At 73.1% G+C, this 21,035-nt stretch carries 22 protein-coding genes; 9 read left to right on the top strand and 13 right to left on the bottom strand.

The window, feature by feature from the left end; all coding sequences use genetic code 11:
* The first annotated feature begins 2 nt into the window (after positions 1-2).
* Together ABZX02_RS31210 and ABZX02_RS31205 are read left to right on the top strand one after the other, a co-directional pair.
* A complete protein-coding gene (locus ABZX02_RS31210; protein WP_355303445.1) occupies positions 3-1,412 on the top strand; it encodes an acyl-CoA synthetase in 1,410 nt (469 codons plus the stop codon).
* Entirely contained in the window at positions 1,396-2,844 is a 1,449-nt protein-coding gene (locus tag ABZX02_RS31205) for a carboxyl transferase domain-containing protein (protein WP_355303443.1), read from the top strand. Before ABZX02_RS31210 ends, ABZX02_RS31205 begins: the two co-directional genes overlap by 17 nt.
* Here ABZX02_RS31205 and ABZX02_RS31200 read toward each other — a convergent pair.
* From ABZX02_RS31200 to ABZX02_RS31175, 6 genes are read right to left on the bottom strand one after another with little or no spacing between them, the layout of a single operon-like run.
* A complete protein-coding gene (locus tag ABZX02_RS31200; protein ID WP_355303441.1) occupies positions 2,826-2,990 on the bottom strand; it encodes a hypothetical protein in 165 nt (54 codons plus the stop codon). The two genes, ABZX02_RS31205 and ABZX02_RS31200, sit on opposite strands and share 19 nt — an antisense overlap.
* Positions 2,991-2,999: 9 nt before the next feature.
* Entirely contained in the window at positions 3,000-3,308 is a 309-nt protein-coding gene (locus ABZX02_RS31195) for a hypothetical protein (RefSeq protein WP_355303439.1), read from the bottom strand.
* Positions 3,305-4,480, bottom strand: coding sequence for a cation:proton antiporter (locus ABZX02_RS31190; RefSeq protein WP_355303437.1), 1,176 nt, complete (start codon positions 4,478-4,480; stop codon positions 3,305-3,307). The genes ABZX02_RS31195 and ABZX02_RS31190 overlap by 4 nt, the downstream gene beginning before the upstream one ends.
* Positions 4,481-4,484: 4 nt before the next feature.
* Positions 4,485-4,958 (bottom strand): TrkA C-terminal domain-containing protein, encoded by a 474-nt coding sequence (locus ABZX02_RS31185; protein ID WP_355303435.1) that lies wholly within the window; start codon positions 4,956-4,958, stop codon positions 4,485-4,487.
* A 9-nt stretch (positions 4,959-4,967) separates the two neighbouring features.
* Entirely contained in the window at positions 4,968-5,615 is a 648-nt protein-coding gene (locus ABZX02_RS31180) for a response regulator transcription factor (RefSeq protein ID WP_355303433.1), read from the bottom strand.
* Positions 5,612-6,595 carry a sensor histidine kinase gene (locus tag ABZX02_RS31175; protein ID WP_355303431.1) on the bottom strand — a complete coding sequence of 328 codons (984 nt, stop codon included), beginning with the start codon at positions 6,593-6,595 and terminating at the stop codon, positions 5,612-5,614. The genes ABZX02_RS31180 and ABZX02_RS31175 overlap by 4 nt, the downstream gene beginning before the upstream one ends.
* A 196-nt stretch (positions 6,596-6,791) precedes the next feature.
* Here ABZX02_RS31175 and ABZX02_RS31170 point away from each other — a divergent pair, with 196 nt between their 5' ends.
* Positions 6,792-6,947, top strand: coding sequence for a hypothetical protein (locus tag ABZX02_RS31170; RefSeq protein ID WP_355303429.1), 156 nt, complete (start codon positions 6,792-6,794; stop codon positions 6,945-6,947).
* Here the strand turns inward: ABZX02_RS31170 and ABZX02_RS31165 are convergent.
* A complete protein-coding gene (locus ABZX02_RS31165) occupies positions 6,925-7,578 on the bottom strand; it encodes a helix-turn-helix domain-containing protein (protein ID WP_355303427.1) in 654 nt (217 codons plus the stop codon). The two genes, ABZX02_RS31170 and ABZX02_RS31165, sit on opposite strands and share 23 nt — an antisense overlap.
* 123 nt (positions 7,579-7,701) lie before the next feature.
* Here ABZX02_RS31165 and ABZX02_RS31160 point away from each other — a divergent pair, with 123 nt between their 5' ends.
* Entirely contained in the window at positions 7,702-8,919 is a 1,218-nt protein-coding gene (locus ABZX02_RS31160) for an MFS transporter (RefSeq protein ID WP_355303425.1), read from the top strand.
* Here the strand turns inward: ABZX02_RS31160 and ABZX02_RS31155 are convergent.
* A complete protein-coding gene (locus tag ABZX02_RS31155; RefSeq protein WP_355303423.1) occupies positions 8,906-9,493 on the bottom strand; it encodes an XRE family transcriptional regulator in 588 nt (195 codons plus the stop codon). The genes ABZX02_RS31160 and ABZX02_RS31155 overlap by 14 nt on opposite strands.
* Positions 9,494-9,561: 68 nt before the next feature.
* Between ABZX02_RS31155 and ABZX02_RS31150 the strand changes: the two genes are divergently transcribed.
* Positions 9,562-10,518 carry an alpha/beta hydrolase gene (locus ABZX02_RS31150; RefSeq protein ID WP_355303420.1) on the top strand — a complete coding sequence of 319 codons (957 nt, stop codon included), beginning with the start codon at positions 9,562-9,564 and terminating at the stop codon, positions 10,516-10,518.
* On the opposite strand, the gene ABZX02_RS31145 is transcribed toward ABZX02_RS31150, so the two are convergent.
* The 5 genes from ABZX02_RS31145 to ABZX02_RS31125 all read right to left on the bottom strand — a co-directional run bounded on the left by ABZX02_RS31145 (position 10,508) and on the right by ABZX02_RS31125 (position 15,838).
* Positions 10,508-11,980 (bottom strand): amidase, encoded by a 1,473-nt coding sequence (locus ABZX02_RS31145; RefSeq protein ID WP_355303418.1) that lies wholly within the window; start codon positions 11,978-11,980, stop codon positions 10,508-10,510. The two genes, ABZX02_RS31150 and ABZX02_RS31145, sit on opposite strands and share 11 nt — an antisense overlap.
* A gap of 4 nt (positions 11,981-11,984) precedes the next feature.
* Positions 11,985-12,836 (bottom strand): alpha/beta hydrolase, encoded by an 852-nt coding sequence (locus ABZX02_RS31140; RefSeq protein WP_355303416.1) that lies wholly within the window; start codon positions 12,834-12,836, stop codon positions 11,985-11,987.
* A gap of 11 nt (positions 12,837-12,847) precedes the next feature.
* Positions 12,848-14,239 (bottom strand): amidase, encoded by a 1,392-nt coding sequence (locus ABZX02_RS31135; RefSeq protein ID WP_355303414.1) that lies wholly within the window; start codon positions 14,237-14,239, stop codon positions 12,848-12,850.
* Positions 14,236-14,811: a TetR/AcrR family transcriptional regulator gene (locus tag ABZX02_RS31130; protein ID WP_355303412.1), complete on the bottom strand. Its 576-nt coding sequence runs from the start codon at positions 14,809-14,811 to the stop codon at positions 14,236-14,238. The genes ABZX02_RS31135 and ABZX02_RS31130 overlap by 4 nt, the downstream gene beginning before the upstream one ends.
* 91 nt (positions 14,812-14,902) lie before the next feature.
* Positions 14,903-15,838, bottom strand: a complete 936-nt coding sequence (locus tag ABZX02_RS31125) for a patatin-like phospholipase family protein (protein ID WP_355303410.1) — start codon at positions 15,836-15,838, stop codon at positions 14,903-14,905.
* 239 nt (positions 15,839-16,077) lie between these two features.
* On the opposite strand from ABZX02_RS31125, the gene ABZX02_RS31120 reads away from it, so the two are divergent.
* From ABZX02_RS31120 to ABZX02_RS31105, 4 genes are read left to right on the top strand one after another with little or no spacing between them, the layout of a single operon-like run.
* On the top strand, positions 16,078-17,688 hold the full coding sequence (locus tag ABZX02_RS31120; protein WP_355303408.1) for an ABC-F family ATP-binding cassette domain-containing protein: 1,611 nt from the start codon (positions 16,078-16,080) through the stop codon (positions 17,686-17,688).
* Entirely contained in the window at positions 17,681-19,273 is a 1,593-nt protein-coding gene (locus ABZX02_RS31115; protein ID WP_355303406.1) for an ABC-F family ATP-binding cassette domain-containing protein, read from the top strand. The genes ABZX02_RS31120 and ABZX02_RS31115 overlap by 8 nt, the downstream gene beginning before the upstream one ends.
* A gap of 7 nt (positions 19,274-19,280) precedes the next feature.
* Positions 19,281-20,120, top strand: a complete 840-nt coding sequence (locus tag ABZX02_RS31110) for a hypothetical protein (RefSeq protein WP_355303404.1) — start codon at positions 19,281-19,283, stop codon at positions 20,118-20,120.
* A 20-nt stretch (positions 20,121-20,140) separates the two neighbouring features.
* Complete coding sequence (locus ABZX02_RS31105) at positions 20,141-20,989, top strand: hypothetical protein (RefSeq protein ID WP_355303402.1); 849 nt, start codon at positions 20,141-20,143, stop codon at positions 20,987-20,989.
* The last annotated feature ends 46 nt before the right edge of the window (positions 20,990-21,035 follow it).

Raw genomic sequence — 21,035 nt, 5'->3', positions numbered from 1 at the left:
CCATGTTCGCTCCGCAGTCCGACCGCGTCGCCCTCCGCTTCGGCGACCGCTCCCTCACCCACGCCTCGCTGGCGGCCTGCGCGGGCTCCCTCGCGCGGGAACTCACCGGGCTGCCCAGGGTCGCCGTGTGGGCGACGCCGTCGCTGGAGACGTGCGTCGCCGTGGTCGCGGCCCTGCTCGCCGGGGTGCCCGCCGTGCCGCTCAACCCGAAGGTGGGCGAACGGGAGCTCGCGCACATCGTCGCGGACAGCGCGCCCGCGACCGTGCTCGCCGCACCGGGCGTCGACCTGCCGGCGGGCCTGGACTCCGTGCCCCGCCGGGACGTCACGCTGGACGGTGACGACCCCGGGTCGTTCGCCGATCCCGGCGACGAGGCGCCCGCGCTGATCGTCTACACCTCGGGCACCACCGGCTCCCCCAAGGGCGTCGTCCTGCCGCGCCGTGCACTGACGTCCACTTTGGACGCCGTGGCGGAGGCCTGGCAGTGGACCGCCGACGACGTGCTGGTGCACGCGCTGCCGTTGTTCCACGTGCACGGCCTGATCCTCGGCGTGCTCGGCCCGTTGCGCCGCGGCGGAACCCTGCACCACCTCGGGAAGTTCTCGACGGCGGGAGTCGTCGAGGCGCTGGAGGGCGACGGCACGATGATGTTCGGCGTGCCGACGATGTACCACCGCATCGCCGAGGAGGTGGGCACCACGCCCGCCCTGGCCGCCGCGCTGGGCAAGGCGCGGTTGCTGGTGTCCGGTTCGGCCGCGCTGCCGGTGCGCGACCACGAACGGATCGCCACCGCCACCGGGCAACGCGTCGTGGAGCGGTACGGCATGACCGAAACGCTGATGAACACCAGCGTCCGCGCGGACGGCGACCGCAGGCCGGGCGCGGTCGGCGTCCCGCTGCCGGGCGTCGAGGTGCGCCTCGTCGACGACGCCGGCTCGGTGCTCGACGGCGCGGGCCCGATCGGCGAGATCCAGGTGCGCGGCCCGAACCTGTTCACCGAGTACCTCAACCGCCCCGACGCCACCGCGGAGGCGTTCGCCGGCGGCTGGTTCCGCACCGGCGACGTGGGTACGCGCGACGCCGACGGCTACTACCGCATCGTCGGCCGCAAGGCCACGGACATCATCAAGAGCGGCGGCTACAAGATCGGCGCGGGCGAGATCGAGAACGCGCTGCTGGAGCACCCCGGCGTGCGGGAGGTCGCGGTGACCGGCGAGCCCGACGACGACCTGGGCGAGCGGATCGTGGCCTGGGTGGTGGCGGCCGGGGATGCTCCGCCGTCGTCCGAGGAGCTCGCCGACCACGTGGCCCGGCTGCTCACGCCGCACAAGCGGCCTCGGGTGGTGCGGTTCGTGGAGGCGTTGCCGCGCAACGACATGGGCAAGGTGATGAAGCGTGCCCTGCGGACGTGAGTCGGCCAGGGAGCTGATCGGGAGGGTGGCGCGGGAGTTCGCGGAGCTGCCGGACGGCCCGGCGGAGTCGTCCGGACCGAACGGACCGCTCGGCTGGCTCGACGGGTCCGGGGTCGGGGACCCCAGGCCTGCCTCCGCCCCCGCTTTCCCCTGCGAGCCCGACACCTCCCAGCCCACCCACGACGGCCCTCTCGGCTGGCCCGGCTACGGCGACCAGCTCGCCCGCGCCACCGCCCAGACCGGCGAACACGAGTCCGTCGTCTGCGGCGTCGCCGACGTCGGCGGCGTCCAAGCGGTGGTCGTGGCGTTCGAGTTCGGCTTCCTCGGCGGCTCGCTCGGCACCCGCACGGGCGCGCGTCTCGAGCAGGCCTTCACCCACGCCCGCGACCACCGGCTGCCGGTCGTGTCCCTCGTCGCGACCGGCGGCAGCCGCATGCAGGAGGGCACGCCCGCCCTCCTGCAGCTCTCGCGCATCGCCCGCCAGCTCACGCTCACCCGCGAGGCCGGGCTGGCGCACGTGTCCGTCCTGCGCGACCCCACCACGGGTGGCGGGTGGGCCACGCTCGGGGCTGGTGCGGACGTCGTGCTCGGGTTGCGCGGCGCGCAGGTCGGGTTCGCCGGGTCGCGGGTGCGGCCGCCGGGGTACTCGGTGACGCAGCAGTTCGCGGCCGGTCTGGTCGACCAGTTGCTCACGTCCGACGAGTTGCCCGAACGGCTGGCGCGCTGGTTGCGGTTGCTCACCACGCCCGGCGACGACGCCCCCGTGCCGCACGCGCTCGGGCTGCAGGACCTGCCCGGCAGCGGCTGGGACGCGGTGCTCAACGCGCGCACGTTGGGCAGGCCGCGGGCGAAGACCTATCTCCAGGCGTACTTCGACTGGCACGAGCCGGTCAACGGGGACCGCGCCGGCGGCGTCGATCCCGGGGTCCTGTGCGGGTTCGGGCACCGCGACGGGCGGACGGTCGCCTACGCGGCGCAGTGCGGCACGGCGACGCGGCCGGCCGGGTTCCGCACGGCGGCGCGCCTCGTCCGGCTCGCGGACCGGCTGGGGATTCCGGTGCTGACGCTCGTGGACACGCCGGGCGCGGCCAACGACGCGGCGGCGGAGAAGGCCGGGGTGGGGGCGGCGATCGCGGAGATGTTCACCTCGGTCGCGGCGGCGCGGGTGCCGGTGACGACGCTCGTGATCGGGGAGGGTGGGTCCGGTGGCGCGCTGGCGTTCGCCGCGGCCGAGCGGATGTGGATGACGCCGGACAGCTACTTCGCGGTGATCTCGCCCGAGCTCGCTACCGCGATCCTCAAGCGGGACCCCTCACAGGCGCGGCAGACGGCCGACGAGTTGCGGCTGCGGCCGCAGGACCTGGTCGAGCTGGGCGTGGCGCGGGGGATCGCCCAGCTCGACCAGTCCCCCGATCAGGCCACGGCGAGGTAGAGGAACGCCAGGAGCGAGCTCGGGACGCAGATCGTCACGAGGCCGACGACGCCGTAGAACGGCTCCTTCTTCCGGACCATCGCGGTCATCGCGCCGAAGGCGACGAGCACGGACGCGATGAGCAACACCAGTACGACGTACGACATGTGAGGTCCTCAGGTCGGGAAACGGGTCGAGTCGGGAGCGCCCGCGCGTGGCGGTGCCCGGCTCGACCGGTGACCCGAGGGCGTTCCCCCGGCGCTCTGCGCGGCGGCCACGACGACCGCCGTCCTGCCCCGCGGCGGGCACGGGGCCTCCCCGCCGCTCACCAGCGCCCAGCAGGCGTCCGGTGACCCCGTCGCGTGCACGTGCATGACCGAGGCCGGGGCGTTCAGCCCCGATCCCGGCTGGTCGGCCGCCGTGTCCCTGCTGCTCGTGCCGACGAACGCGAGCAGCAGGGCCAGCAGGAGTGCCGGCCACCTCACTGAGCCGCGGCCCGCTTCCGCAGGAAGAACTCGCCGACGGGCTCGACGTAGCGGGCCGCGATCGGGCCGATGATCGCCATCAGCAGCACGTACGCGGTGGCGAGGGCGGCCAGCTGCTCGCTCACGTGCCCGGAGGCGACCGCGAGACCGGCGATGACGATCGAGAACTCGCCGCGCGCCACCAGGGCGGCACCGGTGCGGGCGCGGCCCATCGGCCCTATGCCCTGGCGCCGGGCCGCCCACCAGCCCGTCGCGACCTTGGTGAGAGTGGTGATCACGGCCAGCAGCACCGCCATGCCGAGCACGGGCGGGATGGTGCGCGGGTCGGTGTTGAGGCCGAAGACCACGAAGAACATCGCGGCGAACAGGTCGCGCAGCGGTTCCAGCAGGCGCGTCGCGTTCTCGGCGGTGGAGCCGGAGATCGCGATGCCGAGCAGGAACGCGCCGACGGCGGCGGACACCTGCAGCTCGGAGGCGATGCCCGCGACCAGCAGCGCCGAGCCGAGGAGCTTGAGCAGGAACACCTCGTGGTCGGGGCTGTCCACGATCGCCGAGATGACCCGGCCGTACTTGAGCGCCACCACCAGGACGACGGTGATCGCGAGCAGCGAGATGCCGACGGACGTGAGCCCGCCGAGGAAGCTGACGCCCGCCAGCACGGCGGTGAGCACCGGCAGGTAGACCGCCATCGCGAGGTCCTCGAACACCAGCACTGAGAGGATCACCGGTGTCTCGCGGTTGCCCAGCCGGCCGAGGTCGCCGAGGACCTTCGCGATGATGCCGGACGACGAGATGTAGGTGACGCCCGCCATCGCGAGCGCGCCGACCGCGCCCCAGCCGAGCATCAGCGCGACGATCGCGCCGGGGGCCGCGTTGAGCACGATGTCGAGGACACCGGCCATCCACGACTTCTTGAGCCCGGTCGTGAGTTCCGACGCGGAGTACTCGAGGCCCAGCAACAACAGCAGCAGCACCACGCCGATCTCGCTGGCGAGGTGGGTGAACTCCTCGATGCCGTGCAACGGGATGAGGCCGCCGGAGCCGAACGCGAGTCCGCCGACGAGGTAGAGCGGGATCGGGGAGATGCCGAATCTCCAGGCGAGGCGGCCGAGCAGGCCCAGTCCGAAGAAGACCGCACCCAGTTGGATCAGCGCGATCGTGGTGTCGTGCACTGGTTCAGCCGCCCGTCAGGATGTCCGCGGCGGCATCGAGCCCCTCCGCGGTGCCGACGACGACCGCGAGGTCGCCGTTCTCGAACAGGAAGTCGGGGCCCGGCGACGGGTGCGCGTGGCCCGCGCGCACGACCGCGACGATGGACGCGGCGGTGCGGGTGCGCAGTGCCGTGTCGCCGAGCGTGCGACCGGCGAACGCGGTCACCGGCAGCTGCCGGGTGCTGATGCCCGCGATGTCGCGGTGCTGGCGGTCGAGCTGCGACACGAGCTGCGGCGCCCCGAGCAGCCCGGCGAGCGTGCCCGCCTCCTCCGGCGCGAGCGGGATGGACGCGGCGGTGGCGTCCGGGTCGTCCTGTTTGGACAGGATGAGCTCGAACTTCCCGTCGCGGTAGGAGATCACGCCGATCCGGCGGCCGGAGCGGATGGAGAAGTCCTGCCTGACCCCTATGCCGGGCAGGGGCGTCACTTCGACGTTCACTCGAGTTTCCTAGGGTTCGATGAGCCCGGCGCGGATCGCGTACCGGGTGAGTTCGAGGCGGTCCTTGAGCCCGAGTTTCTGCAGCAGGTTGGCCCGGTGCCGCTCGACGGTCTTGACGCTGATCACGAGCATGTCCGCGATCTCCTTGGAGGAGTGGCCCTCGGCGACCAGCTTGAGGATCTCCTCCTCGCGGTCGGTGATCGCCTTGGCCGGGAACCCGCCACCCTCCTTGGCCCGGTCGAGGTAGTTGCGGATCAGCGAGTTGACCGCGCCGGGGTAGAGGAACGGCTCGCCGCGCATGGCGCTGCGGCACGCCTCCACCAGGTCGCGGTCGGCGACGGACTTGAGCACGTACCCCGACGCGCCCGCCTTGAGCGCCTCGAAGAAGTACTGCTCGTTGTCGTACATCGTGAGGATCAGGATGCGGAGGTCGGGCAGCAGCCGGGACAGCTCCCGGGCCGCCTGCAGGCCGGTGAGCCGCGGCATCGCGATGTCGAGGATCGCGAGGTCGGGCCGGTCCGCGCGGGCCTTGGTGATCGCCTCCGCGCCGTCGCCCGCCTCCCCGATCACCTCGAGGTCGGGTTCGTTGTCGAGGATCATCCGGACGCCGCGGCGGACGAGCGCGTGGTCGTCCGCGAGCAGGATGCGCACGGTCATGCCCGCTCCCCCTTCGCCTTGACGGTGAGCCGGACCTCGGTGCCCTGCGCCACGGGCCCGACGCTGAGGTCCGCGCCGACGAGCAGCGCGCGTTCCCGCATGCCCCGGATGCCCGCGCCCTCCTGGCTGGTGCCGATCCCCCGGCCGTTGTCGCGCAGCCGCAGCTCCACTTCGGACGGACGCGCGGTGAGCGTCAGCTCGATCTCGTCGGCCCGCGCGTGCCGGACGGTGTTGGTGAGCCCCTCCTGCGCGACGCGGTAGACCACGAGCTCGGTCTCGGCGTCGAGCTCGGGCAGGTCCTTGTCGAACCGGCGCCGGATCGTGAGCCCGGCCGGTTCGCCGATCTCCCGCGTGAGCGCCTTCAGGGCGCTGACCAGCCCCAGCTCCTCCAGGACACCGGGCCGGAGCCGGCGCGCGATGCGGCGGATCTCGTCGAGCGTGCTGCGCGTGGTCTCCTGCACCACCAGCAGCTCCTCGCGCGTCTCGCGCGGCGACTGGTCCGCCACCTGCTTGAGGCTGAGCAGCACGGCCGTCAGCGACTGCCCGACCTCGTCGTGCAGCTCCTGCGCCACCCGCCGCCGCTCCGACTCCTGCGCGGACAGCGCGATGGCCGAGCTGTAGCCGCGCTCGGTCTCCAGCCGGTCGATCATGCTGTTGAACGTGGTGATCAGCTCGGCGATCTCCCCGTGCCCCTTGGCCTGCAGCCGCGGCCCGGGCTTGAGCAGGTCGATGGTGGTCATCGCGCGGGTGAGCCGGCCGAGCGGCGCGAGCCCCACCCGGATCAGCACGGCGTTGGCGATCAGCATGACCACGAGGCCCGCCCCGAGCACGAGCACCTCGCGCAACGGCGCGGGCGTCGACACCGTCGCCGGGCCGAACACGAGCAACATGGCCGCGATCACCAGCACCAGGGCGTTGAGCAGGAAGATCCGCCCGAACAACGACACGCGCGCCGCCTCTCCGTGATCACTTCCCGCCACGCCTGCGAGGCTGACTGGCGGGGGCGCCACGTGTCCATCCGTGGCAACACCCATGTTCGCGGGGTGGCGACAAGTGCGCCGGTCGGCGGCGTGAGGGGTGGCCACCCTCACGTTGAGTGCCAGACCGGATCGAAGAACGGACAAAAAAGACAGATCGTGGAGGGGACGCCCTCAACTCGCAGCCGGGAGGCGCCCGATGACCGACACGAAGTCCCGCACGAGGACCTGGCCGTTCCACCTGGTCGCGCTCGCACTGGTCGCGGCGGGACTGCTCGTCCCGCACGCCCTGCTGGTGGCCGCGGGCCTGCTGCTGGCCGGGTCCGTCGCGCTCAGGCCGCGCGCGGAACGGTGAACACGCGCAGGAACGTGTCGAGCAGCTCCGGCCGGCCGCTCAGGCCGACCTCGCCGTCGCGCGCCGCCGTGATGACCGCCCGGTAGGACGCCAGCTCGTCGTCGGCGAACCTCGCCGTGATGGTCAGGTCGGGCGGGACGGGAGCCGACCCCAGGCCCGTGGTGAGATCGCCGTCGGCGACCACCGCGTGCACCACCACGTCACGCACGTGGATCTCCCAGGAGGCGGTCAGGCCGGCCGCCTGGTCCGGCTGGAACACGGCGCGGAGGTTCAGCACCAGGCCCTCCGGCGTGACGACGTCGCCCCGCTGCGGCTCGCCGAGCTGGGTCGCGCCCCAGCGAGCCAGTGACAGCAGCGCGGGCTCCAGCGAGCGGCCGACGTCGGTGAGCGCGTAGACGACCCCGCGCGCGGGCGCGGGCGCGACCTGGCGCTCGACGATGCCCGACTGCTCCAGCTCCTTCAGGCGCGTGGCCAGGACGTTCGTGGGGATGCCCGCCAGGCCCGTCTGCAGTTCGGAGTAGCGACGCGGCCGCACGACCAGGTTGCGGACGATCAGCAACGCCCACCGCTCGCCCACCAGCTCCAGGGCGCGCGCCAGGCCGCAGTACTGACCGAAGTCACGTCGCTTCACGCACTGAGCGTAGCTCGCTTGTTAACTCAGATTCAACTTCGCGACCTAAAGCACACTTGCAAAAAACAAGTGAACCGGCCTACGGTCTCAGCACTCCTCGAAGACGAACTTGAAGGAAGTGCCATGACCGCCATGCTGGAACGCACCGACACCGCCGTGCGGAGGCCGTTGCTGTCGCGCGGCGTCGGCTTCGCGGGCATCTCGGCCGCGATGGTCGCGATCCTCGTGGCGGCCGGCGCGCCCACCCCGTTGCTGCCGATCTACCAGCACGAATGGGGGTTCGCGCCGTGGGTGCTGACCCTCGCGTTCGGCATCTACGCCTTCTCGCTGCTGGTCTCGATCCTCGTGATCGGGTCGCTGTCGGACCACGTGGGACGGCGGCCGCTGATGATCGCGGCACTGGGCGTCGACCTCGTGGCGATGGTGATGTTCCTGCTCGCGCCGAGCATCGGCTGGGTCATCGCGGCGCGCGTCGTGCAGGGCGTCGCGACCGGCGCGGCGTCCAGCGCGCTCAGCGCGGCCGTCGTCGAGCTCGCGCCCGAGCGGTTCAAGAAGCTCGGCGCGCAGATGACCAGCATGGCGCCGCTCGGCGGGCTGGCGATCGGCGCGCTGTTCGCGGGCGTGCTGGCCGAGTTCTCGCCGAACGCCGCGTTCGACGTGTGGCTCGTGCTCGTCGTGGTGATGGCGGCCGCGACGCTCTTCGCCGTCTTCACGCCCGAGACCGCCACCCGCAAGCCGGGCGCGGTGGCGTCGCTGAACCCCCGCCTGTCGCTGCCCGCCCAGGTGCGCCGGCTCTACTGGACGTCGGTGCCGGGCATCGTCGGCGGCTTCATGACCATGACGGCGTTCATGGGGCTGGTGCCCGCGCTGCTGGTGGCGGTGTTCGCGGTGAAGAGCCCGATCGTCGGGTCGCTGCTGGCCTTCGTGGCGCTGGGAGCGTCCACTGTGGCCTCCGCGTTCTCGAGCGGTGTCAAGGCACCTCGGCTGCGACTCGGCGGCACCGTCGCGATGGTCGCGGGCGCGGTGCTGTTCGTCGGCAGCATCGGCGCCACCTCGCTGCCCCTGCTGTGGGCGGCCGCGGTCGTGGGCGGCGCCGGGATCGGCGCCTCGTTCGCCGGCACCACCCGCGGCCTTGTGCCGGAGGTCGCGCCGCACGAGCGCGCGGGCCTGTTCACCGCGATCTTCTTCGTCGGTTACCTCGCGATGGGCAGCGCGGCGATCGTTGCGGGCCTGTTCATCGGCGTCGCCGGGGCGTCGGCCACCGCGGTCGGCTACGGCGTGGTCGTGGCGGTCGTGACGCTGCTCGGCGTGGTGTCGACGGCGCGCCTCACCCGGAGCTGATCTTGTCGGCGTGGACGTGCGTGCGCACACCCTGAGGGTCGAACAGGATCAGCAGCTCGACCGCGCCGCCGTCCGCGCTGCCGAGCCAGTGCGGCTTCGAGGTGTCGAACTCGGCGGCCTCACCGGGCGGCAACGTCAGGTCGAGGTCGTCGAGCACGAGCCGCAACCGTCCGTTGAGGACGTAGAGCCACTCGAACCCGTCGTGCGTCTTCAGGGCGGGCTCCAGCGGCACGGCCACGGCGGGGATGAGCATCTTGAACGACTGCACCCCGCCCGGCCGCCGTGACAACGGCACGAACGTCATGCCGTACTTGTGGATCGGCTTGAGGTGGATGCGCGGATCACCGGTGCGCGGCGCGCCCACCAGGTCGTCCAGCGGCACGTCGTAGACCCGCGACAGCGGCAGCAGCAGTTCCAGGGTGGCCCGGCGCTGCCCGCTCTCCAGCCGCGACAGCGTGCTCTCCGAGATGCCCGTGGTCGTCGCGAGGTCGGCGAGGGTGATGCCGCGGTGGCGGCGCAACGTCCGCAGCCGCGCGCCCACCCCGTCGAGGACGTCTTCGGTTTCGCGGTTCACCGGGCCGAGCTTGCCACATCAGCAAGTTTTCGTGCCAGCATCGGCAACCGGCGACCAGGCTGGGTCGCATGAAACGCCTGATGCTCGCCCTGCTCCTGCTGATCACGGCCTGCGCCACGCCCGCGCAGGACGTCCCCGCCTACGCGGCCGTCACCCAGCACGACCCCGTGTTCCAGCAGACGTTCCGGCACGAGTTCGCCGACGTCGACGGTGTGCGGATGCACTACGTCAAGGGCGGTGCCGGCTCCCCCGTCGTGCTGCTGCACGGCTGGCCGCAGACCTGGTACGGCTGGTGGCCGGTCATGCCCGCGCTCGCCGAGCGCCACACCGTCTACGCGCTCGACCTGCCCGGCCTCGGCGACAGCACCGGCACGCCGAAGGGCTTCGACAAGGCCACGCTCGCGCGGTACGTCCACGGCCTGACCGACCAGCTCGGCCTGGAGGACGTCGCGGTCGTCGGCCACGACCTGGGCGCGGCCGTCGCCTTCCAGTACGCGAGCCAGTTCCCCGAGGACACCTCCCGCCTGGGCTACCTCGACCTGCCGCTGCCCGGCCCCGCGATCGACGCCCGCACCTACCGCTCGCTGAGCTGGCACATCGCGTTCCACTCGCAGCGCGAGGTCCCCGAGGCGGTCGTGCGCGACGACGTCCGCGAGTACCTGGAGCTCTTCTACCCGCAGGTCTCCTACCAGGGCAGCGCGTTCGGCGGCACGTCGACGAAGTCTCCCTTCGACCGCAAGGAGATCGACGAGTACGCGCGCACCTACACCACCACCCTGTCGCACGGCTTCGAGCTCTACCGCGCGCTCGACCAGGACGTCCGCGACACCGAGGCCGCCCGCCCCGTGACCGCGCCGACGCTGGTGATGGCCGCGGAAGGCCAGGCCGAGGCGATCAAGGGCACGGCCGCGCCGCGGGTGACGAACATCGTGCGCGCCCTCGACGTGCCGCGTGCGGGGCACTGGCTGGCCGAGGAGAACCCGGAGTTCGTCACCGCGGAGCTGCTGCGCTTCCTCAGTCCATGACCGGGAAGCGGTCGGCCCACGGCGCCGCCTCCTCCAGCTGCGCCGCGAGCTTGATCAGCAGCGCCTCTCCCTCCAGCGGTGCGACGAACTGGACGCCGAGCGGCAGCCCGTCCGTCGTCCAGTACAGCGGCAGCGAGAGCGCGGGACGGCCGGTGATGTTCGCGAGCTGCGTGTACGGCACCCAGCCGAGGTTGTCGGAGATCATGTCGTCGACGACCTTGGTGTGCTTGAGGAACCGGGCGGTGCCGGTCTTGAGCAGCACGTCGGTGGCCCGCTGCAACGACTGCGGCAGGTCGAACTGGCCGATCTCCGGCGGCGGGGTCGCGAGCGTCGGCGTGAGCAGCAGGTCGTAGGACTCGAAGTACGTGCTGAGGCGGCGGGTGTGCTCGTGCCGCCGCTGCACCGCGTCCACGTAGTCGACGCTGCTGGTGGCCCGGCCCAGCGCGGCCATGAGCAGCGTGTCGCGTTCGAACGCGGTGTCGGGCGCCCCGGTCAGGCGCTTGGCGTCGGCGACCTTCCAGGCGAGGTTCACGAACCACGTCAGCAGGAAGTCCTTGGCCAGCACGGCGTCGTCGAACGGCGCCTGCGGCAGCTCCTCGACCTCGTGGCCCAGCTCGGTGAGCACGCGGACGGCGGACGCGACGGCCGCCACCGCCTCCGGGTGCGGGTCCGGGTTGATCGCCGACGGCACGCGCACGCCGATCCGCAGCTTCCCGGGCGCCTGCCCGACGTAGGACGCGAACGGGTCCAGCGGCAGCGCGGGCGAGTACGGCCCGGCGGGCTCGCCGCCGCAGATGACGTCGAGCATCGCCGCGGTGTCGCGGACCGTGCGCGAGACGACGCCCTGCACCGCCGCGCCGTGCATCATCTCGGCCGTGTCCGGGCCGAACGGCGTGAGGCCGCGTCCCGGCTTCAGCCCGACGAGCCCGCAGCACGCCGCCGGGATGCGCGTCGAGCCACCGCCGTCGTTCGCGCCCGCGCACGGCACGATCCCGGCGGCGACCGCGGCGGCCGACCCGCCCGACGAACCACCCGGCGTCCTGGCGAGGTTCCACGGGTTGCGCGCCGGACCCCAGACGGCAGGCTCGCTGATCGCCTTCGCGCCGAACTCCGGCAGGTTGGTCTTGCCGAAGATCACCAGGCCGGCGTCGATCCAGCGCTGCACCACGGTCGCGTGCGCGCCGGCCTTCAGCGACCGGAGCGAGCGCGACCCGTTCGAGGTCGGCAGGCCCGCGTAGTCCTGGCCGAGGTCCTTGATCAGGAACGGCACGCCGGCGAACGGTCCGGTGAGGTCGTCGCCGGGGTCGGCGGGCACGTCCCGGACGATCGCGTTGAGCCGCGGGTTCACCTCGGCGGCGCGTTCCCTCGCCACCGCGAGGAGCTCGGCCGCGGACACCTGCCTGTCGGCGACGAGCCGGGCCAGGCCGGTCGCGTCGTACTTCCGGTACTCGTCGAAGTCCACGCGCTCAAGGTAGCCGCTGCGCCACCGCGAAGACGGTCTCCCGCACCACTTCCGGGGACTCCTGCGGGATCAGGTGCCCGGCGCCGGCGACGACGACCACCTCCCCCTGCGGCGCGGCGGCCATCAGGTCGGCCACGTGCTCGTTGAACAGCGGTCGCCACCGGGCCATCCCGCGCTCGACCAGTCCGGCCTGCAGGCAGACGACCGGCACGTCCGGCGTGCCCTGGGCCTGCAGGCGCCGCATCAGCGGCAGCGCGGCCGGGATCTGCGCGGCCTCCCTGCCGCCCGCCCTCATCGCCCGCGCGGTCGCGTAGTCGTTCGTCATGGTCTCGACGTCGGCCGCGGAGATCTCGCGCGACACCCCGTTGCGGAACGCCTGGCGCGCGATCAGCCTCTTGCCGCCCAGGCGTGCGATCACCGCCATGAGACCGAAGAACCGCGCCGCGACCTTCGCGTTGCGGCTCGACATGACCTCGGCGAGGGTCGCGTCCACGAAGACCATCCCGGCGACGCGGCCGGGGTGCCGGTCGGCGAACACGCGGATGATCGGGCCGCCCCAGCTGTGGCCGACGAGCAGCACCGGTGCGGTCTCGCCGAGCGCGTCGAGCAGCGCCGTCAGGTCGTCCGCGATCCGGTCGAGCGTGCGGTCGTGCGGGTCGACGTCGCTGCCGCCGTAGCCCGCGCGGTCGTAGGACAGGGTGCGGTGGCGGGCGCTCACCTCGCGCTGGGTGTGGATCCAGGACGAACCGGGCGCGCTCATCCCGGCCTCGAAGACCACCAGCGGTCCGGGCCCCTCCCCCGCCACGACCGCGCGGAGCGCCCGGCCGTCCGGCAGGGTGACGATCTTCTCCAGCATCGCGGGACCTCTCACTCGTGCCAGCTGGGCGGGTGGAGCTCCGCCCACAGCTCTGCGCCTTCCAGCTGTGCGGCGAGGGCGAGCAGTTCGGCGTCCTGGCGGGCGCGGCCGACGAGGTGCACGCCGTGCGGCAGTCCCTCCTCGTCCACGTGGGACGGGAGCGAGATCGCGGGGACGCCGGCGAGGTTGACCCACGGCGTGTGGCAGGACCACTTCAGCATGAGGTCGGCCTCGTCGCCGGCGTAGTACCCGATCGGGACCGGCGGCCCGTTGGTCGTGGGCGTGAGCACGACGTCGTAGTCGTCGACCGCGGCGAGGAAAGCGCTGGCGTACCTGGCGAGCACCGCCTGGGCGGTGACGATGTCGTTGGCGGACAACGTCTTCTCGACTTCGAGCAGGTGCTTCGTGTACGGCCGCAGGAGATGCGCGCGGTCCTCCGGCACCATCAGCCGCGTCACGGAGCCGACCTGGTAGGCGAACCAGGCGAGGATCGCACGGGTGACGGAGTCGTCGTAGCGGGCGGGCAGCGCGATCTCGCGGACGTCGTGGCCGAGCCCGGTGAGCACCTCCGCGGTCCTCCGCACGGCCAGTTCCGCCTGCGGGTGCGCGGCCTCCCCGGTGCCGGTGTGCGTCCACGTCGCGATCTTGAGCTTTCCGGTGAGCTCTGCGGTGAATCCGCCTTCGTGCCGCCAGCCGTAGAGGTCGCCGGGCGCGGGCGAGGCCATGACGCCGAGCAGGAGCGCCGCGTCCCCGACCGTGCGCGCGATCGGCCCCTCGGTGCTCGCGAGGAGGAACGACGTGGCGGGCGCCGGGCTCACCAGGCCGCGACTCGGCTTCATGCCGACGAGGTGGCAGGTCGCCGCGGGCGTGCGGATCGAGCCGGCGCCGTCACTGGCGTGCGCGACGGGCAGGAGTCCCGCCGCGACCGCCGTGGCCGCGCCACCGCTGGATCCGCTGGAGTACCTCGTTGGCGCATAAGGGGTTACGGCTGGCCTCGGTGTGACGTCGTTCTCGGTGTAGCAGGACGCGCCGAACTCCGACGTGTTCGTCTTGCCGAGCACGACCGCACCGGCCCGCCGCACCAGCCCGACGGTCCAGGAGTCCTGCTGCGGCACGGTGTCCGCGAGCGCCGCCGACCCGAACGTGGTGCGCAGCCCGGCCGTCGCGGCGAGGTCCTTGATGCCGAGCGGCAGCCCGAGCAGCGGCGCGTGCTCCCCTCGCGCCAGCCGTGCGTCGGCCCGGTCGGCCTCGTCCAGCGCCCGGTCGTTGAGCGTGACGAACGCGCCGAGTCCGGCGTGCTCGTCGATGCGGGCGAGGTAGTGCTCGGCCAGCTCCCGTGCACTGATCTCCTTGGCGCGCAGGGCGTTCATCTGCTGTGCGGCCGTGAGCTCGTGCAGGCTCATGGTGTCACCGGGGCGCCGGTCAGCAGCCGGTGCACCGACTCGGTCACGACGTCGAGCTCCGCGGCCGTCAGCGGTTCGCCGCCGAACATCCGCCGGTGCATCACCGGCCCTTCGAGCAGGTTCCCGACGAACGGCAGCTCCGGCACCTCACCGATCTCCCCGCGCCGCACCGCCCGCGCGATGGCGTCGACCAGGGGCTGCGACCGCCGCGACACCAGCGCCCTGAACGTCCGCTCGGCCTCCCCGTCCCCGCGCAGGTCGGCCAGGAACCCGACCAGCCCGTCGTTCCACGGCTCGTTCCAGGCCCCGGCCAGGTCCTCCGCGAACGCCCGCAGGTCACCGGCGAGCGTGCCGGTGTCGGGGTCGGGCACCGGCGGCAGGTAGGTGTCGAGCACGTCCGCCACGAGCCGCACCTTGCTGCGCCAGCGCCGGTAGACGTCGGTCCGGTGGGCGCCGGCCTGGGCCGCGACCTGGGTGAGCGTCAGCGCGTCGTAGCCGTTCGAGGTGAGCAGCGACCAGGCCGTGGCCAGCAGCCGCTGTTCGAGGTCGGGATCCCGCGGACGCCCTGCCACCGGCAGCCCTCCAATTCGCAACAGGTTGTTGCGATACCGTAAGGGCGCCGGGGCGAACGCACAAGAGCCCCGTGCCACACCTGGACCGCCGTCAGCGGCTCACCCCCACCACGTCACCCAGGTCCCGCATCGCCGCCGCCACCCCCACGTCCAGCGCCTCCTGCATCACCCGCGGCCTCCGCTCCGTCCGCCCGATCACCGCGCTCCCGAGCGGCGGCCGGATCTGCAGGCACGCCGGGTGCGTCGCGAGCAGCTCCTCGTCCTGCGCGCGGATCTCCTCCCGCCGCAACCAGTTCGCCACCACCCCCGGCGCGTGCCGGGCGAACCAGCGCGACAGCACGATGCGCTCGCCTCGCGACGGCGGCACGCCGAGGAACTCGTCCGAGCGGCGCGTCCGCAGGGCCACGACGTGGGTCGCGCCCTGGGCCACCGCGGACCCGATCGGGATGGTCTCGCTCAGTCCGGCGTCGACGTACGGGCGGCCGTCGATCACCACCGGGTCGCCCGCGAGGAACGGCATGGCGGCGGAGGCGCGCAGGGCGGTCTGCAGGCTGAGCTGGTCGCGGACGTGACCGTGCAGGTCGACGGGGTCGCCGGTGAGGCCGTCGGTGGTCATCGGGTGGAACTCGACCGGGTTGTCGAGGATCTCCTGGAAGCCCATCGGGACCACCTGCGTGTAGATCGTGTGCACGAGGTGGTGGGTGTCGACGACGGGCCGCCGGGTGAAGGCGCGGCGCGGGTTGATCGTCGTGCGCATCACGGCCGGGTCCCACCAGGCGTGCTTGCTGCGGTCGGCGCGGCCGCAGAGGAGCCACGCGGCGTTCAGGGAGCCGGCCGAGCTGCCGTAGACGGCGTCGAAGAGCGGGAGCAGGCCGAGGCGTTCGATCGCGACGGTCATGCCGCTCGAGTAGACGCCGCGGGAGCTCCCGCCCTCGACCAGCAGCACCAGGCGGGCGTCGTCGGAGCGGTCGCCGGGCGTGCTGCGCCGGTGGGCGCGCTCGCGCAGCAGGTCGAGAACAGCGGTCACGCGATCGAGTCAACCACGGTGCCGGAAACCACGTCGGCGGGAGCCGCGGGGCGCTGCTACCGTGGGAAGGGAGATCAACCGACCGAGGAGCTCGACGTGCTGGTGGGTGAAGACGACATCTCAGGGTGAGCCCTGGATGTGACAGGCCATCCCGTTCGCGATGGCCGTTTCGTCGTCCCCTTTTCACCATCCGCACGGCCGTGGTGCCGTGCGTGGCACATCGCTGAGGTCTCACCCCCATGTCTGATGCTTTCGTCGTCGTGTCGTCCCTGTCCTTCTCGTGGCCGGACGACACCCCCGTGTTCGACGGTCTGTCCGTCTCCGTGCCCGGCGGGCGCACCGGTCTCGTCGCCCCGAACGGCGCCGGCAAGTCCACGCTGCTCAAGCTGATCGCGGGCGCGCTCACCCCGTCCGGCGGCAGCGTGGCGGTCGAGGGCGTCCTCGGTTACCTGCCGCAGGACCTGCCGCTCACCGCCGGGCTGACCGTGGCCGAGGTCCTCGGCGTCGCGGACGTGCTGCGCGCCATCGCGGCCGTCGAGTCCGGTGACGTCGCCGAGGAGCACTTCACCACCATCGGCACCGACTGGGACCTGGAGGAACGCACCCGCGCCCAGCTCGACCGGCTCGGGCTCGGCGACCTCGCGCTCGACCGGGTGCTCGGCACGCTGAGCGGCGGGCAGGTGGTCTCGCTCGGGCTCGCGGCGCAGTTGCTGCGGCAGCCGGACGTGCTGCTGCTCGACGAACCGACCAACAACCTCGACCTCGACGCCCGGCACCGCCTCTACGACGTGCTGGACGACTGGCGCGGGTGCCTGCTCGTGGTGAGCCACGACCGGGCGCTGCTCGACCGCGTCGACCGGATCGCCGAGCTCGACGGCGGCGAGATCCGCTTCTACGGCGGCACCTTCTCCGAGTACGAGGAGGCGGTGGCGGCCGAGCGCGAGGTCGCCGAGAAGAACGTCCGCAGCGCCGAGCAGGAGGTCAAGCGCGAGAAGCGGGAGATGCAGCAGGCACGGGAACGGGCCGCGCGCCGGGCGTCCAACGCCCAGCGCACCCTCTCGAACGCGGGCCTGCCGAGGATCTTCGCGGGCAACATGAAGCGCAACGCGGAGGTGTCGGCGGCCAAGGCGGACGGCACGCACGCGGCCCGGCTCGGCGCGGCGAAGTCGAAGCTCGACCAGGCCGAGCGGGCGCTCAAGGACGACCAGAAGATCAGCCTGGAGCTGCCGCAGACGGCGGTGCCGGCCGGGCGCACGCTCTTCACCGGCACGGACATCCGCGTGCGGGAGCTGTTCTCCGGCCTGGACTTCGCGATCCGCGGCCCGGAGCGGATCGCGCTCGCCGCACCGAACGGTGCCGGCAAGTCGACGCTGCTGCGGGTGGTGCACGGGTCGCTCGCACCGGACGGCGGCGAGGTGAAGCGGGCCGACGGCCGGGTCGCGTACCTGTCGCAACGGCTGGACCTGCTCGACGACGCGCGCACGGTCGCGGAGAACCTCGCGGACGCCGCCCCGGCGATGCCGCCGGCCGAGCGGATGAACCTGTTGGCGCGCTTCCTGTTCCGCGGTGCCCGCGCGCACCTCCCGGTCGGGGTGCTGTCCGGTGGCGAACGGCTGCGGGCGACGCTCGCGTGCGTGCTGTTCGCCGAACCCGCGCCGCAGCTGCTCCTGCTCGACGAACCGACGAACAACCTCGACCTGGTCAGCGCCGGGCAGCTGGAGAGCGCGCTGAACGCGTACCGGGGCGCGTTCGTCGTCGTGAGCCACGACGAGCGGTTCCTGAGCGAGGTGAAGATCGACCGCTGGCTCCGCCTCGACGGTGGCGCGCTGCAGGAGGTCGCACGTGGCTGAGGCACTGGTCGCGACGGAACTGGTGCGCGGGTTCGGGGGCAGGCGCGTGCTCGACGGCGTCTCGCTGACCGCCGCCCCCGGCAGGCGGATCGGGCTGATCGGCGAGAACGGCGTGGGCAAGTCGACGCTGCTGCGCCTGCTCGCGGGCGTCGACCAGCCCGACGGCGGCACCGTCACGCGCCCGCCGGACCTCGGCTTCCTGCACCAGGAACTCCCGTTCGCCGAGTCCGCGACCGTCGCCGAGGTCCTCGACGACGCGCTGGCGCAGGCGCGGGAGGACCTGGCCGAGCTCGACCGGCTGGGCGCGCTCGTCGCCGACCCCGCGTACCTGGAGGAGTACTCGGAACGGCTGGAGCTCGCGCAGCGGCACGAGGCCTGGGACGCGGACCGCCGGGCGGAGATCGTCCTGGGTGGACTCGGACTCGGCGACGTCGGGCACGACCGCGCGCTGGGATCGCTGTCCGGCGGCCAGCGCCGCCGCCTGCACCTGGCCGCGCTGGTGGTCCGGCGGCCGACGGCACTGCTGCTCGACGAGCCCACCAACCACCTCGACGACGACGCGGCCGCGTTCCTGGAGGAGCAGCTGCGGGCGCTGCCCGGGATCGTCGTGCTGGCGAGCCACGACCGGGCGTTCCTCGACGCGGTGTGCACCGACCTGGTCGACCTCGACCCGGCGGTGGACGGCCCGGTGCGGTTCGGCGGCACCTACCGCGACTACCTGGCGCAGAAGCGCGCCGACCGGGCGCGCTGGGAGCAGCGGTACGCCGAGGAGCAGGAGGAACTGACGGCGCTGCGCGACTCGCTCGGCCTGATCGCGGGCCGTGTGGCGCCGAACCGGGCCATGCGCGACAGCGACAAGATGGGCTACGGCGTCCGCGCGAACCGGGTGCAGAGCCAGATCTCCCGCCGCGTCCGCAACGCCACCAGGCGGCTCGAGGACCTGGAACGCCACGCCGTGCCCGCTCCCCCGCGCCCGCTGCGGTTCCAGCCGGACGTGCTGGCCGCACAGGCCGAGGACCTGGTGTCGCTGCGGCAGGTCCGCGTCCCCGGACGGCTCGCGCTCGACCTCCTCGACGTGCGCGACGGCGACCGCCTGCTCGTCACCGGCGCGAACGGCGCGGGCAAGTCGACGCTGCTGCACGTGCTGGCGGGCCGGCTGCCCACCGAGGGCGTGCGCCGGTCACCGGGCGTGGAGGTCGGTCTGCTCGACCAGGACACGTCGTTCGCGAACCCGCGCCTCACCGCCCGCGCCACCTACGGCCGCGCGGTCGGTGCCGAGCGGGTCGCCGAGGTGCCGCTGGAGTCGTTGGGACTGCTGCACAAGTGGGACCTGGGCAAGCCGGTCGGCGCGTTGTCCGTCGGCCAGCGCCGGCGTCTCGCGCTGGCGCTGCTCGTGGCGAGGCCCCCGCACCTGCTGCTGCTCGACGAACCCACGAACCACCTGTCGCCGACGTTGTGCGACGAGCTGGAGGACGCGCTGGGGCCGGGGCCGGGGGCGATCGTCGTGGCGAGCCACGACCGGTGGCTGCGGGCGCGGTGGCGGGGCGCGGCGATCGAGCTAACTCGGTGGACGGGGTCCGGATGATGGTGCGGTGGTCGTGTTCGAGTGCGTGGGGTGCGGTGCGCCGCTGACGGTGCCGCTCACCCAGGTGGACCTGCCCGACCACGCGGTGGTGCACCAGTGGGGCAACGGGGTCCGCGACATGCCGGGTCTCGTCCCGGCGGGCACCTGGGCCGGTCGGGACGCGGTCGTCGTCGCGCCGGGTGACGTGCGGGGGCTGTCGTGGGTCGAGGGCCGGCTCGTCGGGTACTGCTGCGGAATCGACGGCCACGGCGGTCCCAACCTCGCCTGCGCCTGTGGACGGCCGGTCGCGACGCGCGTCGACGACTGCTCGCTGTGGCAGGCGGTGTGGTTCGTGCCGGGCGCCGTGCGGGCGACCGGGGATCCCGGTCCCGTGCTGCCGTGGGACGCGTTCGACTGGGACGGCGTGCCGCTCACCGCCGAGGACAGGTGGTGGCGGGTCCGCGTCGAGATCTCGGCGGGCGCCGCCCTGCTGCGCGTCGCTGCGGTGGCGGGCGACGCGCGGGTGCTGGTGCCGGACGGACCGCTCGCGGACACGTTCCGGCACGAGCTCGCGCGGTGCGGGCAGCGCGACCCGGCCGTGACCCTCGGACTCGCCGGGCCCGGCGCGGAACCCGACTCGGACGTCCTCCTGGTGCCACGGCACCCGCAGACCGGCGAGGCGTGGCCCGCACCGGGACCGGTCGTGCCGGTCGCCGCCGAGCTGTGGACCTGGCTCGCCCGCACCGCCGAGCAGCCCGTGCGTCCCCGGACCAGCGGGCAGTGGGCCACCCACCTCGACGACGACCCACCGCCTCGCCGCTGCCGGTCGATCACGCCGCGCGTGAGCGACGTGCTCCGCTGGCAGTAGTTCCCGAGAAAGGTTTCCTCGTGGTCGTGTTCGAGTGCGCCGGGTGCGGTGCCGCGCTGACCGTCGCGCTGACCCAGGTCGACCGCCCCGACCACGAGCACGACGAGTGGGCCAACAGCACCGACTTCACCCCTCCCCTGCTGCCCGACGGCACCTATGCCGCCCAGGGCGACTTCCTCGTCGCGCCCGGAGACACCCGCGGGCTGACGTGGATCCCCGGCCGGTACGACGGCGACTGCTGCGGCGTGACCGGGCACAGCGGCCCGAACCTCGCCTGCGCCTGTGGACGGCCGGTCGCGACGCGGGTGGACGACTGCTCGCGGTGGCAGGTGGTGCGGTTCGCGCCCGGCGCGGTGCGGGCCGTGGGCGAACCGGACCCGGTGCGGCCGTGGGAGTCGGTCGACTGGGACGAGTCGGCCGGGGACGACTGGTGGGTGCGGCGGCTGGAGATCGCGGCCGGGGTGGCAGTCGCCCGCGTGCTGCACGCGGTGGAGGGTGCGCCGGTGACCGTTCCGGACGGGCCGCTCGCCGAGGTGTTCCGGCGTTCGTTCGATGCGCGGCGGTCGCCGGGAGAGCCGAGGACGCTGGGGCTGGCCGGTCCGGGGGTGGTGGGCGAGGCGGACGTCCTGCTGGTGCCGCGCCATCCGCAGACCGGCGAGGCGTGGCCGGTGGCGGGCACGTCGGTCCCGATCCCGGCCGAGCTGTGGGTGCTGCTCGCCCGTCCCGCGCGCGTGATCGTGCCCAAGACCGGCGGGCGGTGGGCCGCGCACCTGCGGGACGTGCCGGAGCCGCCGCGGCCCGCGGACGTCGAGCCCGCCTCCTGCGCGATCCGGCGTGAGTCGGCGTGGATGTCGAGAAGCCGGTCGTAGCTTCGACGTGGTTGTGCAAGGACGTCCGCACGACCAACGGAGGACA

The organism is Lentzea sp. NPDC003310 (genome assembly GCF_040610935.1).
Classification (GTDB): Bacteria; Actinomycetota; Actinomycetes; order Mycobacteriales; family Pseudonocardiaceae; genus Lentzea.
This window is presented reverse-complemented; position numbering and strand designations above follow the sequence as displayed.

Bases quoted from the DNA above. Each gene is read 5' to 3' on its own strand.
- ABZX02_RS31170 (WP_355303429.1), top strand. From the start codon at position 6,792: ATGACCGACACGAAGTCCCGCACGAGGACCTGGCCGTTCCACCTGGTC.
- ABZX02_RS31120 (WP_355303408.1), top strand. From the start codon at position 16,078: ATGTCTGATGCTTTCGTCGTCGTGTCGTCCCTGTCCTTCTCGTGGCCG.
- ABZX02_RS31150 (WP_355303420.1), top strand. From the start codon at position 9,562: ATGAAACGCCTGATGCTCGCCCTGCTCCTGCTGATCACGGCCTGCGCC.
- ABZX02_RS31210 (WP_355303445.1), top strand. From the start codon at position 3: ATGTTCGCTCCGCAGTCCGACCGCGTCGCCCTCCGCTTCGGCGACCGC.
- ABZX02_RS31180 (WP_355303433.1), bottom strand. From the start codon at position 5,615: ATGACCGTGCGCATCCTGCTCGCGGACGACCACGCGCTCGTCCGCCGC.
- ABZX02_RS31135 (WP_355303414.1), bottom strand. From the start codon at position 14,239: ATGAGCCTGCACGAGCTCACGGCCGCACAGCAGATGAACGCCCTGCGC.
- ABZX02_RS31200 (WP_355303441.1), bottom strand. From the start codon at position 2,990: ATGTCGTACGTCGTACTGGTGTTGCTCATCGCGTCCGTGCTCGTCGCC.
- ABZX02_RS31140 (WP_355303416.1), bottom strand. From the start codon at position 12,836: ATGCTGGAGAAGATCGTCACCCTGCCGGACGGCCGGGCGCTCCGCGCG.
- ABZX02_RS31160 (WP_355303425.1), top strand. From the start codon at position 7,702: ATGACCGCCATGCTGGAACGCACCGACACCGCCGTGCGGAGGCCGTTG.